Annotated in this window: 9 protein-coding genes and 1 pseudogene; 1 reads left to right on the forward strand and 9 read right to left on the reverse strand. The window is 39.2% G+C overall.

All coding sequences use genetic code 11. The features are described 5' to 3' along the window. Nucleotides 1-14 precede the first annotated feature (14 nt). The 6 genes from EKM81_RS07055 to EKM81_RS07080 form a co-directional block, all read right to left on the reverse strand. On the reverse strand, nucleotides 15-3,212 hold the full coding sequence (locus EKM81_RS07055; RefSeq protein WP_125650255.1) for a type I restriction endonuclease subunit R: 3,198 nt from the start codon (nucleotides 3,210-3,212) through the stop codon (nucleotides 15-17). Next, entirely contained in the window at nucleotides 3,193-3,792 is a 600-nt protein-coding gene (locus tag EKM81_RS07060; RefSeq protein ID WP_125650235.1) for a restriction endonuclease subunit S domain-containing protein, read from the reverse strand. Before EKM81_RS07060 ends, EKM81_RS07055 begins: the two co-directional genes overlap by 20 nt. 148 nt (nucleotides 3,793-3,940) lie before the next feature. Further along, entirely contained in the window at nucleotides 3,941-5,989 is a 2,049-nt protein-coding gene (locus EKM81_RS07065; RefSeq protein WP_125650237.1) for a beta-galactosidase, read from the reverse strand. After that, nucleotides 5,989-6,837 carry a sugar ABC transporter permease gene (locus EKM81_RS07070; RefSeq protein ID WP_125650239.1) on the reverse strand — a complete coding sequence of 283 codons (849 nt, stop codon included), beginning with the start codon at nucleotides 6,835-6,837 and terminating at the stop codon, nucleotides 5,989-5,991. Before EKM81_RS07070 ends, EKM81_RS07065 begins: the two co-directional genes overlap by 1 nt. Before the next feature lie 3 nt (nucleotides 6,838-6,840). After that, the gene (locus EKM81_RS07075) at nucleotides 6,841-8,118 is read right to left on the reverse strand and encodes a sugar ABC transporter permease (RefSeq protein WP_125650241.1); all 1,278 of its coding nucleotides are present in this window, start codon (nucleotides 8,116-8,118) and stop codon (nucleotides 6,841-6,843) included. Nucleotides 8,119-8,240: 122 nt separating this feature from the next. After that, nucleotides 8,241-9,512, reverse strand: a complete 1,272-nt coding sequence (locus EKM81_RS07080; RefSeq protein WP_125650243.1) for a sugar ABC transporter substrate-binding protein — start codon at nucleotides 9,510-9,512, stop codon at nucleotides 8,241-8,243. Between the two features lie 206 nt (nucleotides 9,513-9,718). Here EKM81_RS07080 and EKM81_RS07085 point away from each other — a divergent pair, with 206 nt between their 5' ends. Next, nucleotides 9,719-10,723, forward strand: a complete 1,005-nt coding sequence (locus tag EKM81_RS07085; RefSeq protein WP_125650245.1) for a LacI family DNA-binding transcriptional regulator — start codon at nucleotides 9,719-9,721, stop codon at nucleotides 10,721-10,723. Nucleotides 10,724-10,865: 142 nt separating this feature from the next. On the opposite strand, the gene EKM81_RS07090 is transcribed toward EKM81_RS07085, so the two are convergent. The 3 genes and pseudogenes from EKM81_RS07090 to EKM81_RS11650 form a co-directional block, all read right to left on the reverse strand. Next, entirely contained in the window at nucleotides 10,866-13,205 is a 2,340-nt protein-coding gene (locus tag EKM81_RS07090; protein WP_125650247.1) for an HAD-IC family P-type ATPase, read from the reverse strand. Between the two features lie 245 nt (nucleotides 13,206-13,450). Next, nucleotides 13,451-14,779 carry a MucBP domain-containing protein gene (locus tag EKM81_RS07095; RefSeq protein ID WP_225420215.1) on the reverse strand — a complete coding sequence of 443 codons (1,329 nt, stop codon included), beginning with the start codon at nucleotides 14,777-14,779 and terminating at the stop codon, nucleotides 13,451-13,453. An 86-nt stretch (nucleotides 14,780-14,865) separates the two neighbouring features. Continuing rightward, nucleotides 14,866-14,990 (reverse strand): annotated as a pseudogene (locus EKM81_RS11650) (IS30 family transposase); the annotation flags it as partial.

Consider the following 14,990-nt stretch of genomic DNA (forward strand, 5'->3'; position numbering starts at 1 on the left):
CATAAATTTCTTTGCTACGCATTACGAACCATTTGATCGGCTAAACTATAAATTGCGCGCCGTAAACCATTACGATATTTAATTTTAGAAAGTGCCTGAACTTCAGGATCAATTGCTAAATTCTGATAACTAGCACTGGCTTTAGCAATAATATCACGGATTCGACCATTGTCATCTAGATCTTGGGCCTCATACCGGTGGCGACCAAATAACTCTCGCATCGCCGCACTAGTAATAATATCGGTGATGCCCCATTTATTTCGAAAATCAAGGAAAACACGATCAATACTAACATTATTGGCTTGTTGAATAATATCTTCACTGTGGCTTAATCTAACTGGAAAGACCATTTTTGAATCGACGGTTGGAAAAATCCGATCAATAATTGCAATTGCGGCATTAATAATGCTAGCAGCCTCATCACGATTTTCCAAGGCATTAGCAAACTTATTAATTTCTGTTTGGGTTGATTTTGCAGCTTCATCTTTACCATCATGAACTTGATTCAAGAGTCGTTCAACCAATTCAGTTAGGTAGTCATAGTTGACTTGAATATCCTTAACATGAGTCATCCGTAATTCAATTTGGGCAACTGGCACCTGCTGCTTCTGCGCTAAATGTGTTTTCAACTCGTTGGTTAGTACTGAAGTCAACATTGTTTCCTGATCAGCACTCATGCCTAGCTGGCCAATTAGTTCATCGGGATCACTGTAGTCAAAGCCAACCTTGGTGCCATCAACTTCTTCAGGATTATATTGTTTCAACTTTGCCATGCCAACATTATAATCGCGCAATAAATCCAGCATTTCCTCTTTTTTCTTCTCAGAAGGAGGTAGTTGTTGAAAATCTGCGGTCGCTTCACGCAACTGATCAACTGTTGTCTGAACTTCACTAAAAGTTTTCTCAAAGGGTTTTGCAATAATCCCATCTTCTTCATTGGATTCTTTCTGATCCCGTTCTGATAAATTTGCAGAATCTTTATTCGCATAAATTGCCAAGGCCTGATTCATGAGCTTCTCATTCTGAGCTGGCCAACGATAATTAACAATTCGTCCCCACGGTTTTTCTTGCATATCGGCAATCCGATTACAACGCGAGTATGCCTGAATCAATGACGCCCCTTTCAGTGTCCGGTCAACGTATAAGGTATTCATTTCAGGTGCGTCAAAACCAGTTAATAGTTGGTCGATGACAATGACTAAATCCAGAAAGTGGCCATCTGTCGCTGTCTTATTCAACCGCGAGGTGACATCCTGAGTATAGCCTGAGACATCGTCCATTCCAAAAGAGGTTCCAAATTCTTGATTATAAGTTTCCATGGCCAAGGACAGTCCTTCGTTAGTCGACAACATACTGTCACCATTCGATGAATCCTGACTGAAAGTTACCGCTACTTTTAAGGTTGGCTTGTTATTTTGACGGTGGATTTCGTTAATCCGTTGAAACTCCTTGAAATACATCATTGCCATTGGTGTACTCGCCTTACCACCACCGACATGAGTTGTCAGTAAGGCATTATATCTACCATCATTAGAACGATTGCGCCAATTCTTGAAAATATCTGCCACTACTAATTTGACATGATCCTGATTCTCATCGTAGAAACTGGCTTCTATCGTGTCATCCATATCAGCAGGTGATAAATGGTCAACTTTGTCTTGAATTTGTTGTTCGGTCCATTTAGGGTAACGCCGCCGGAAGAAGTCAGGCAGGTAATCACGCTTCATCTTCTCTTCGTCAATTGTTGTTTCGAAATCAACTTTAAATCCCAAAACATTCCGATCAGCAATTGCCTCACGAATTGTATAGGCATGCAACAAAGGACCAAAAATATCGGCTGTGCGCAGTCCTTTGGTTGTCTCATCAAACATTGGCGTGCCAGTATAACCAACCCAAGCAGAACGATCAAATGCCTGTTGAATACTTTTGAAAGCTTCACCGGCAGTTGAACGATGGGCTTCATCAACGATAAAAACAATATTTTTATCAGGTGACTTAAATGATGGGCGCTTAACTAAAGTCGCCAATTTTTGAAAGGAGGTCACAATAATTCGGTTATTATCTTTGCTCTTTAGCTTGCGACTCAAATCAGTAGTATTGCGTGTATCACGAATATTCCCAAGGGATTCTTCAGTAGCTTCGGGATCATAGGCTTGATAATTCTCACTTGTTTGTTGTGTTAAAGCAATCCGATCCACTAAGAAGACCACTTTCTCAACATTTCCTAATTTACTAGCCAGCCAAGCAGTCTTGAAACTGGTAATGGTTTTGCCAGAACCAGTCGTGTGCCAAACATACCCAATCTTATTTGTCTTGATTGAAAAATCAGTTTTTTTGAGCCGGTTGATGACTTCTTGAGTAGCATAGACTTGATAAGGCCGCATGACTTTCAACATCTGCTTATTCTTAGTGCCATCCAAGATCATATAATTAGTGGCCATTTGGTGTGCCATGGGAATTGACAGCATTGAATCAGCAAACTCTTTCCAGTCCCGAATAACCATATTATTATCACGACGCTGCCAATTAAACGCAAAATCCTTATTGAATTTATCAGCCGTGGTATTAGCCATATACTTGACATTGTTCGGCGTGATTGCCACCAAAATCTGAATAGTGGAGAAAATATCATGATATTGATTTTCAGCAATGTATTGGTGCATCTGATTTAGAGCTTCATTAACATCGTGAGTATCGGTTTTTTCTTCAATTTGAATAATTGGCAAGCCGTTAATCAGTAATGTTGTATCAAAGCGGCGATTTTCTTTTCCAATAATAATTGCTGGACGTTCAATTTGGTTCACCACTTGATAAATACTATTCCCAGCACCAATTTCTTTTTGATCAAAGACTGTTAAAAAGACATGACGACCGTCGTCCAGATCAATTTCAATCTCGGAAGTACCATTCAAGCCATATAGAAATTGACCCGCCTGATAAGGCGTCTGTAAATTTGAAATAATCTTCTTGACTTGATTGAATTCAACCACACTTAAGGGATGGTCTAAGGTATTTTGATTATGTTGCTCCAAAATGTTTTTGAAATTGTGCCAAAGCTGTTCAGTTGTTTTAATGTCTGGCTCATACTTCCAGAGTTTTTCCTTTAATACATAAGGTCCGGAATCTTCGGCAAGCGTGTCCGCTTGCTTGGTTGTGACAATACCACTTGTAATGTAGCTGATCAGTTTAGCCTCAAAATCCAATTCTGTCATGCTTTTTTTCATCACTTGATACCTCCGCAAGTTTAGCAAATTTAAGTAAAGTTTCGTTGTTAGCTCTTCGAATTTGTAATGCCTGTAATCGCAGTTGTTTGAAATATATTTGTCCTATAATTACTTGCTGTCGATACTCAGGTAATTGGGGAAGCCTTAATTCGCGCAACTGACGAACGGTGTATTTCAACACCATTGAGCCTTGTAGCCCCACTTGAAGCTGATGTTGTATACCGTGATTCTCATTCAGTAAATACACCAAGTATTGCGAATTTAATTGGGATGTAGGATTTAGCACCACAAAATTCTGCGTATAGATATAGCCGTCATGTCGCGTCGAAACAACAGCCGCCCGTCCAGATACTAAATTAAAAATCACTTCCCCACCATGCAAAAGATTAACTTCATCATGAGTTCGAATTTGTTTATTTTTCGCCATATTGTCGTAAATACCCGTTAATTCTTCCTCCAAATCAACCTGACTATAGAATGGATAAACCTGGGCTTGCTGGTCATTAGTGGCATTGATTCTAAATTGAGGTGAACCCACATTAAGTTTGACAATTTTTGTTAGTTTCATATATTCACCGTGCCTTTTAAAAATTACTTATTTAAGATGAGTTAAGCATACCATTCGTCATTTAAAATATCAACTGAATTTTTGTAGTTTTTAAAAATTACAAAAAGGAACCCTTAAATGATTTTTTTATCATTAAGGGTTCCTTTTTTTATTTCCTGAGGACCAGTACACTGTATGGTTCTAATTCATAATTACCAGCCGAAATTATTTTACCAGTCAGTATGTTCGGTAATGCTTCCACCAACTCAATATTTTTCTTTTGATCACTAAAGTTCATCACAAATATATATTGAGTTTGATCTTTCTGTCTAATTTGAATAGAAATATCCGCACTATTCTTAACAATTGATTTATCTGGAAACAAATCAAGTAGATGGGCTAAATAATCATAGAACTGGTTCAAAAACTTCTGTTCAGTTCGACAAGCTAAGTAATAAGCCTGACCAGTGCCAAATTGATTGATCGTAATGGCTGAACTATTTTGATAAAAATCGGATTGGTAACAAGCCAGTTCTTGAGCAGTCGTACGTTCAATCCGTTCCGCATAATCATAGACTTGGTACTTCTTATCGCCCCAAACGATGGTATTTCGTTGGCTCGGATACATCACGTCTGTTTCAATTGGCTGAATACCATAAACAGTTTCAAAAGACTGAGGTGCGTTATTTAAATGCGCTAAAGCTGACTCGTTAACAACGCCCGAAATATATGTCCCGACTAAATGGCCACCATTTTTGACATAGGCTGCCAATTTATCCGCAAATTCAGTTGCCATCATAAAATGCATTGGATCAATCACCACTTGATAGTCGTCCAACTTATCTGCCGGTGAAATCACATCGACGGGAATATCATGCCGCCAGAAATACGTATATTGCTGCTGAATCGTTTGCCAATATTTTTTAGTTGTTTGGCTATAGGCTTCAGCATCATCCAGCGCACACATATTATCAAAATCAAATATAATGGCTACTTTTGCTTTAACTGGCTGACTGCCAATAATTTCTTGTAAATTAGCTAAATCTTGACCAACTTCAGCCACTTCTTTGAAAGTACGAGTTTGATCACCGCCACGATGCTCAATCACGGAGCCATGAAACATTTCTGAAGCCCCGCGAGACTGGCGCCATTGGAAATACAACATACTATCAGAACCACCGGCAATGTTTTGTAAGCTAGCCAGTTGGTGCATTCCTGGACGTTTAGCTCGATTATCAGGATGCCAATTAACCCGCGATGGTGAAGATTCCATAATTAAAAAGTTTTGTTGCTTCAAGCTACGATAATAATCATTAATCAACGCAACCTTCATGCCTAATTCGGCTGTTGTTTCATAGTCATTGGCCCAGGCAGGGTAGGAATCCCAGCTAATCACATCAAGGTGTTCCGCAAATTTGCGGTAATCAAGGCCATGAAAAGGAATCATGTCTGCCGTGTCAGTCATAAAATTCGTGGTAATCGGAATATTAGACGTTAATTCCCGTAATGGCTGCACTTCATCTTCAAAATAATCAATCGTCTGATCAGTAACAAATCGACGCCAATCAATATTCAGTCCTTTCAAATTGGTATCCCCTAAAGGCGATGGCGAATGAACTTGTTCCCAACTAGTAATTTGATGGCCCCAAAATGTCGTCCACCAAGCCGCATTTAAAGCAGCTAGTGTTTGATACTTATGCTGTAACCACTGACGAAAAGCAGCCTGACACAGTTCGCAGTGACATTCACCACCCAATTCATTAGAAATATGCCAGAGTATTAAGCTCTCACGTTGACCGTAACGCTCAGCCAATAAACGATTAATCTGCTGAACTTTTTCACGATAGACTGGCGAAGTAAAACAATGATTATGCCGACCACCGTAAAGTAATTTATGGCCAAACTCATCAGTTCGCAACACCTCGGGATACTTTTCAGCTAACCAACGTGGCTTGGCACCGCTTGGTGTTGCCAAAATAACATGGCCATGCTGAACCTCAACTCGATCAAAAATATTATCTAACCAACCAAAGTTATATTGACCTTCACTAGGCTCCAAACTTCCCCAAGAGAAAACGCCGACAGTAACTGTGTTGGCTTGAGCCGTTTTCATTAATTTAAAGTCTTGATCAATTACACCAGGATAATCCAACCATTGGTCAGGATTATAGTCACCACCATGGAGTAATTCCGAGATTGCTAATTTTGGTTCTGTCATTATCCCTTTGTCCCCCCTTCAGTTAACCCAGTTACAAAGTTCTTCTGTAACAAGATAAAAACTAAAGCCACGGGAATACTAATTAAAATTGCCCCCGCTGCAAAAGTAGTGTAGCTTGCGCCCATCTTATCAGAAATCAAGTTATACAAGCCAATTGGCAAAGTGTAGGCCTTAGGATCACGTAAAATTACTGATGATAAGGCGAAATCGCCTAGTGGACCTGTAAACCCATTCATGGCAACTACAGCTAGCATCGGCTTTGCTAAAGGCATTAAAATCTGTAAGAAAATCCGCGTATTACTGGCACCATCAATTAAGGCACTTTCATCCAATGACCTCGGAATTGAATCAAGATATCCTTTCATTAAATAGGTGTTCATCGGAATCTGCCCACCAACATAAATCAAGATCAACAAGAAGTGACTGTTAACTAAATTCAACATCTGGGCCATTACGAATAAAGCTATTAAAGCTGAAAATTGGGGAATCATCTGTAGCAACAGGAATAAAGTCAAACCATTCTTACGACCGACAAAGCGGAATCGTGAAAAGGCATAGGCCGTTAACGAGACTAAAACTACGGACAAAATCATCGTAAAAAGACTGATTTTTAAGGAATTCAGAAACCACTGGAAATAATAGAAGGTTCCGCCAGCCTTAGTTAAGGCCCGATAATGATCTAATGTCGGATTATTCGGAATTAAGGTCGTACTAACTAAACTGTTACCACGGTTGAAACTAGCACCAATTGTCCAGGCTAAGGGATAAAAAATGCTTAAAGAAACGACTCCAAGTAATAAATAAGTGAAAGATAACCGGACTCTTTTTCTGCTCTTAATACTATGCATTGTTTATTCCTCCTTGAATGCTTTCGTTCTTCTAAATTGCAGTACCGCAATTAAAATAACAAAGAATGATAACAGGATTGTTAAAGCGGCTGCTAATGCGTATTGATTTGATTGCATCGTTAATTTATAAATCCAAGAGACTAAAATATCAGTCCCACCAGCAGTAGAATTTGGTACTGCTGGGCCACCATTGTTAAACAAGTAAATAATATTAAAGTTGTTAAAGTTAAAGGTATACTGCGTAATAATAATTGGCGCCATTTGCGTCAGAATGAATGGCAAAGTAATGCTGCGAAACTTCTCCCAAGCAGTTGCACCATCCATCAGTGCAGCTTCATATAAATCTTCAGGAATGGACTGCAAAACACCAGTTGTCACAACAAAGATATAGGGGAAACCTAACCAACTTTGCATGAATAACAAAGCCACTTTGGTCCAAGCAGCATTTGTCATCCAAGGGATTGCTTTAATGCCAATGGCATGTAATAACACATTGTTAATCGCTCCGAAACTATCATTAAACATTCCAGCAAAGATCAGAATTGTTACAAAACCAGGAACGGCCCATGGCAAAATTAAAACCGTCCGCCAGAACTTCTTTAATTTTAAATCTTTCTGATGCACCACAATCGCTAAGAAGATACCCAACGCAATTGACAGCGTGGACGCAACTAATGTCCAAATCACCGTCCAACCTAAAACATCGAAGAAAGTTGAACGCCAAATATCAACCGTGAAAATCTGCTTGAAGGTATCCAAGCCAACCCAATTCGCTAAATGTGCTGGCGCAGTATGGTACAGATTATAATTAGTAAATGCCAAGGCAAAACTGAAAAGAATTGGAAAAATCACTGAGAAGATCAGCAGTAAGAACCCAGGACCAATTAACAGATACGGATAGCTAGTGCTAAACATATTTTTAACACTGCCGCCGAAACTACTCGTCTTGAGACCGTAATCAATCTCTTCCCCATTTTTGTAAGCATCACGTAAATTTAAATAGTAGAAAAGTAAGCCAATCGCTAAAACTAATAATGCAATTAAGCCTTCTGCCAATAAGAAAATTGAATTATCCCGAGGTACTTCAGTTCCTAAAGTAAACAAGCCCCAGAAGCCCATATTAAATAAATTTGCAAAGCCCCGTAAATAAATGGCAGCAACGGATAGGAAAATAATTCCTTTGATAATTTGGCGATTGTAAAATTGACCCAAGCCAGGAATGATTGACATAATAGCAGCAATTCTGGCATGAGAATGCCCTTGTTGTTCTGTATTGGACATAAGATAAACCTTCTTTCCGAGAATATCATCTAAAAAAGAAAAATGGCATTAAACAATTTTGCTAATTTAACCAATTTCGCGGTCAACCAGTAAAACGTCTAATCCCACTTTCTTGTTAGAAATTACTTACTATCGCTAGCCTTAATGGCACTATTGATTTGTGAGACAGCATTATCTAAAGCTTTCTTAGAAGTTGACTTACCAGTATCAATAACTTGTAACGCGTTATTGATTGGTGTCCAAACTTGATCCATTTCAGTGATATTAGGTGTCAATTCAGCATGTAACGATTGTTGAGCAACTGCTGAAGCATCGACATCCTTCTTGACAAGATCACTGTCAGCCAAACTCTTAATGGCTGGTACTTCTTTAGTTTTCTCGTAGCGAACTTTTGAATTCTTCGTATCAGAAATGTATTTAACAAATTTCTCAGCTAAATCAGCATTCTTAGAATATGAGCTAACGTTGTAACTCTTAACACCAATGAACGACCCCATGTGTTTACCATTTGCTAAGTTTGGTAATTCGACAACACCATAGTCAATACCAGCCTTCTTATAGGGATCAAAATTCCATGGTCCAGAAATAACCGCGGCCGCTTTGCCTTCAGTAAACAGTGAATCTAGAACGTTGATTCCTTTATCACCTAAAATACCTTTAGGGAATAACCCATCTTTGTAAAACTTGCTAACGTAATCGGCGGCTTCGACTGAACCAGAATTATTCAAGCCGATATCCTTAGCATTGAAGTTACCCTTTGAATCCTTGCCAAAGATGTAACCACCATAGCCACTAAATACACCTTGTGCATAATAAATTTGATCCCACAATGCTAGCAAACCATATTTACCATTGGCCCGTTGTTTCTTAGAGAATTCATACCACTCTTCAGTTGTCTTAGGCAATTCCGCGTCAGAAACCATTTTCTTATTGTAGAAAAGAACGGTTGTTTCAACAGCTTTAGGCAGACCGTAAACTTTACCTTTGACAATTTGCGAATTCATTGCCGATTTAGTGTAAAGATTTTTAGTTGATTGTGATACTTTCAACTCTTTTAAAAGTCCTTCAGTTACGGCCGTACCAATTTGATCACCGGGAATTGTAATCACATCTGGTCCAGTACCAGCCGGCCCGTCCAATCGCAATTCTTTAAGTTGATCAGCATAAGTCTTTTCAACAATCTTAACCTTAATATTATTTTTCTTACCGAAGGCTGCAGCAGCATCTTTAATACCAGCTGCCTTATCCTTGTCTTCCCAAACAAGAAGTGTTGAGCTCTTCTTAGTTGAGCTAGTTGTTGAACTGCTGCTTGAACTGGGTCCACACCCAGCTAACCCCATAAATAATGCTGCCGCCCCTGCTACGGTTAAATACTTGACCAATTTACTTTTCATTCTTATTACCACCCTTCAAAAGATTAATGTAATCGTTTACGTGGATTATCATACAATATTATTAACAATCAGTAAACAGTTTTATTAAAATAAATTAGTAAAATTAGTAAACACGTTTACCAATATGTTTACTAATTATTTGGTAAATGCTATACTAATAACAGTTAATTGTCCGTTCAACATTTATTAAAAAGGAGAACCGTCCCTTGGTCACAATTAGAGATATTGCCAAGCATTCAGGTGTCTCAGCCGCAACCGTTTCGCGACTCTTGAATAATGATCCTAGTTTTTCAATCTCAGAAGAAACAAAAAAGCGTATTCTCGACGTTGCTCATGATTTAGGTTACGACCGTAAAGAAATTGCCTTGCCACAGAGAAACATTGCAGTTTTTTTTGCCATTACGCCTAAGGAAGAACTGGAAGATATTTATTTCAATAACTTGAGAAAAAACATTTATGCTAACGCTAGCAAAAAAAATATGCAGGTCACGTTCTATCATGACTTGCAAAATTTTAGTGCGGTAGAACCAAATATTGATGGCTTTATTGCAGTAGGTAGCTTCAAAAAAACTTTTCTTGCCGCCCTAAACAAGTTTTCCAAAAATGGTGTTTTCATTGACTCCAACCCTAACCCGAGCGTCTTTAACTCGGTACAACCTGATATGAAAGATATTACGATTCAGGCAATTGATCAATTTCGTCAAAGTAATATCCAACGAATTGGTTTTATTGGTGGTCGGTATTACAATCCTGATACTGGTGATAGTGAACGTGATGAACGCGAACGAATTTTTAGGCATTACTTATTAGATTTAGGTCTGCTGAATGAAGCTTATATTTACTCAGATGGACACTTTTCAGTTGAGACTGGTTATAAACTTGGTAACTTAGTCGCCGCCAACTTAAAGAATAATTTACCCGATGGTTTCTTTATTGCTTCAGACCCAATCGCAGTTGGCGTTTTACAAGCGTTCAACGAACACAACATTCAGGTGCCCAAAGATACCAGTCTAATTAGTGTAAATGATATCGATGTTGCGAAATATGTTTCACCACCGCTTAGCACTTTTCAGATTGATATTGCCGAATTAAGTCGGATTGCTATCAACATGATTGGTGACTCAATTACTTCTGTCAGTCCAATTAAACGACGAATTTTATTAAATTCAAAGCTAATTATTCGTAAAAGTTTCGTGCCTATAACTGAATAGATGTTACAACAGCAATTAGCTGGTACTCATTTTTAGCTTAGTAATTTTTGAATCATCTGGCCATCAAAAAAAGTTCGACATAAGTGATTTTTCGTTAAACATCACTTACATCGAACCTTTTTTATTTTCTATAATAAATTTTTTACCGCCATTTAATCCGAGAGAACACACGTCTTCCTAGCATTTCGCGCATGAAGAGGAAGAGTGGCCAACTGGTGACTAGTAAGGCGAGGTACAGCCAGCTGTACCACCAGTTAAGCGGCCAAATTGATTGTAAGGCAAAAATATTTGTGGCAAAGAAGAAAGTTAGGATAAAGAACGAGAAGAGTAAGCCAATCATTACTTTTTTACCAGTTGTTAATGGATTGCTAATCGACACTAACGCGCAGAAACCAATCAGCCCAATCGTGAAAACTGATAGGGTAGAGGTGGTGGCAAAAGAATAATTTTGCCAGCGATCTAAGACGTTGATGCCCACGAGCAGTAAGATATCACAGAGTGCGGCCGGTAGGGCAATTTCCATAACATTACGCATGAAGCGACCTGCTGGCGGCGTGTAGTTTGGCTCTAAAGCTAAGAAGAAAGTCGGAATGCCCACCGTCAGAATATTAATCGGCGTCATTTGTGATAATTGGAAAGGATAGCCTGTGCCTAGAATGATAAATAAAACTGATAACACTACTGAATAAATCGTCTTGATCAAGTACATGGAAGCAACACGCTCAACGTTATTGATCACTCGCCGGCCTTCATTGAGCATGTCGATCATTGAATCAAAATTATGATCTAATAACACAAAATTGGCCGTTGCCTCAGCAGCGTCACTTTCACCAGCCATGGCAATACTACAATCAGATTGACGCATAGCAAGCACATCATTAACACCGTCACCAGTCATACCTACACACTGACCATTAGCTTGCATGGCTTTAATTAATTCAGCCTTTTGTTGTGGCTTTACTCGCCCGAAAACTTGGTAATTCTGAACCAGCTGCCGATAATCGGGGTCATCACCGACTTGGCTGAGGTCAAGATAACGTTCACTGCCCTCAATTCCGGCCTGTTTAGCTACATTCACGACAGTAACTGGATTATCACCAGAAATAATTTTCAACTGTAGTCCTTGATTACGCAAATAAGCAAACGTATCCTTGGCCTGCTTTCGAACTTGGTCGGCAATCAGAATTAATCCTGCTAACTGCCGCTGACCAGACACTTCAGTAACAACTGCCAAAACACGGTAGCCCGCATTAGTTGCTTGATCAATGGCCGTCTGCTGTTCAGCGTTGACTTCGGCCAGAATAAACTCAGGTGCACCCATTAAATATTTCTGGTTTGCGGTAACGACACCTGAATATTTGCGCTCTGAAGAAAAAGCAATGACTTCTTGAACGGTCGCTACCAGTGCTTTTTTCCCTAAGGCTACAATAGCGTTGGCAGTCGCGTTGGTTTCTTTAGTGGCTTGAACGATTAAGGTTGCGATTGCATTAACTTGCTCTGTGCTTTGAGCAAAGGGAACAACTTGTTTAACGGTCAATTGGCCAGTGGTAATAGTGCCTGTCTTGTCTAAACAAAGTGTATCCACACGGGCTAAAGTTTCAATCGCGTTCAGTGAACGAACCAAAATATGGCGCTGACTAAGTTTATAGGCACCTGTAGCTAAGGCAATTGAGGTCAGGACAACTAAGCCTTCTGGAATCATGCCAATCACTGACGCCGAAGTGCCGAGAATTGCCTTGGTTAAATCGCCGTTTCGTAAGTATGAACGAAAGAATAACGCCAAGCCAACTGGAATAATGGTGTAAGTTAATACTTTGATAATTCGGTTAATGATTCGCATTAGCACGCTAAGATCAGGCTTGTCCTGACTGACAGCATTGGATAACTGTGCAACAAAACTAGCATGCCCTACTTGAGTCAGCTGAATGTAGCCCTGGCCAGCAATTACGAAGCTTCCTGAATAAGCCGCTGCACCAACTTCTTTAGAAACTGAATCAGCTTCACCAGTCAAACTGGACTCGTCAGTTTGCAACCCAACTGTTGTGCGAACAATGCCATCTGCAGGAACAGTATTGCCACGTTTCAATAAAACCAGATCATCTGCAACTAACTGATCTATTGGCACTGTTTGCAACTGACTGTCGCGTATGACAGTCAATTTGCTCTCATTAACCAGACTAATCTTGTCGACAGTCAACTTAGAGCGAATTTCTTGATAGCTGCCAATAATCAAATTAATCAGCACTGGTCCCAAGAAGAAGAGGTTTTTATAGGCACCCGTCCAGAAAATAACGATGGCAATCGCAAAGTTTAAAATATTAAATAACGTAAAAAAATTATCGGATAGAATTTGCGGAATTGAACGTGAAAGTTTCTTGAGCTGAACGTTCGTCTGCCCCTGCTCAACTCGTTGCTTAACTTGCTCTGCGGTTAGGCCAGTCTGCAAGTCTGTCGGTGTTTCAATTGGTTTGACTGTTTTCATCTGCTCCACAAGCTTTCGTATTGATTACTAATTTGAATTTACCACAAATCAACAACTGAACCGATTATTTCGGCTAGATTTAGCTAAAAATTAGGAAAAATCAACCTTAAGGCGGAGATAAATTTATAACTTTTCAAGCCCTGGTTTGAACAGATTAATTGACTTACTAAAAAAATCCACGTTTGTCATAGCTGACAACATGGATTTTCTAAAATGGTTGTTACTTATAAAATGATTGGACTCGATTATTCGCGATACCGCCGCCGAAAATCAACACTGGTGTAAATCAACAAACCAACGAGTAAGAACATTCCCACAACAAATCTAATAAAAGTATTCCGCTGGTTCTCGTTTGCCTGTGGCAATTTCTTTTGCGTTGTTGTTATGGCCGCTTTGATAGTCTTCGCTGACTTGCCATTATTGGCTATTTTATCAGTTTGGCCTGTCTGTTGATTATTTGTATCACCCGAATTGCCCTTATCAGGTTCAGTTGGCTTAGTTGGTGTCGTTACCTTTTTGTAAACGTACGTAATAGTGATTGGTTCACTACTATAATTACCTTTACTATTCTTAGGTAACTGTTGTTCATCCAACTGATACCCAGCGATTGTTAAGCGATAATCTTTATTAGTCGCATCATAAGCATCACCAACATACTTTTCTGGCAATAATTTATCTTCATGAATCTTCGTACCAGCCTGATCAACATACTTCACAGTAATTGACTTGGCAACAACTGGTTGGGTAACTTCGTCATAAACATAAGTAACGATTAACTCTTTAGTGCCCAATTTACCACTGGTTGGCGTGTCGTCTTTCATCCGATCAAACTTATAACCGGAAATTTCGGCCTGTTTAGTCGTGTAGGCATCGCCAACGTTACCAGTGATTGGAGCAACTATCTTAATAGATTTACCCTGTTGATCAACGTATTTGACATTGACTGGCTGGGCTATTTCGTTATACACATAAGTTACTGTTTGAGCCTTATCACTTAATGTACCCGTTACATTTGTTGGCAATTTACTAGTGTCTAATTGATATTCATGGTCACCAGAAATTGTTGTTAACTTATATTGAGCCGTGCTAGCATCATATGCATCACCCACTAACCCTGAATCCTTTTCGGGGATAGTTTGGCTTGCTCTAATTTCTTTACCTGATTGATCAACGTATTTAACGGTGACTGGTTGGGCAATTTGATTATAGACATAGGTCACAGTAATTGAATCTGAGCCAAATAATCCATAACTATTTGTAGGTATCTTAGCTTTATCCAATTCGTAACCATCAATCTTCTTCTGATATTTAGAGATTCTCGTATCATATTCAGTGTTAGGAAGTCCTGATAATTTTTCAGAAGCGACTCCTGCGATTGGTATATAGTTGCGATCAACGTATTCAACAGTAACTGGGGCTGCTGCCTTCAAATAATAATAATTGAAAATCAGAGGTGTATCTGAGAATGTTCCTTTTGGATTCTCTGGTAATTGATCTTCATCTAGATAATAACCAGGAATTTCCATTTTGTAGTCAGTAACGTCGTATTCTTGACCAGCAACACCATTTATTATTTTCTGTGTTAACGTTGAAGTTTTTTTGTTTCCGAATTGTCAAATCAAGTGCAACACTTCCGACCTATTCTTAGTTATTGGTCTGGTTAATCAAAGTCTGGCAGGACTGCGATTGCCGATTGATGGTTGAGAATCTTTCGTGGTCTTTGGTTCAGAGCGTTTTGGATTGCTTGAATCCCTGTTAAGGTCAATTGGCGCATTGAGCGGCCTT

Origin of the sequence: Lapidilactobacillus gannanensis, assembly GCF_003946675.1 — a bacterium.
GTDB classification, from domain to species: Bacteria; Bacillota; Bacilli; order Lactobacillales; family Lactobacillaceae; genus Lapidilactobacillus; species Lapidilactobacillus gannanensis.

Coding starts and splice junctions, on each gene's coding strand:
- EKM81_RS07080 (WP_125650243.1), bottom strand. CDS start 9,512: ATGAAAAGTAAATTGGTCAAGTATTTAACCGTAGCAGGGGCGGCAGCA.
- EKM81_RS07070 (WP_125650239.1), bottom strand. CDS start 6,837: ATGCATAGTATTAAGAGCAGAAAAAGAGTCCGGTTATCTTTCACTTAT.
- EKM81_RS07060 (WP_125650235.1), bottom strand. CDS start 3,792: ATGAAACTAACAAAAATTGTCAAACTTAATGTGGGTTCACCTCAATTT.
- EKM81_RS07090 (WP_125650247.1), bottom strand. CDS start 13,205: ATGAAAACAGTCAAACCAATTGAAACACCGACAGACTTGCAGACTGGC.
- EKM81_RS07055 (WP_125650255.1), bottom strand. CDS start 3,212: ATGACAGAATTGGATTTTGAGGCTAAACTGATCAGCTACATTACAAGT.
- EKM81_RS07075 (WP_125650241.1), bottom strand. CDS start 8,118: ATGTCCAATACAGAACAACAAGGGCATTCTCATGCCAGAATTGCTGCT.
- EKM81_RS07065 (WP_125650237.1), bottom strand. CDS start 5,989: ATGACAGAACCAAAATTAGCAATCTCGGAATTACTCCATGGTGGTGAC.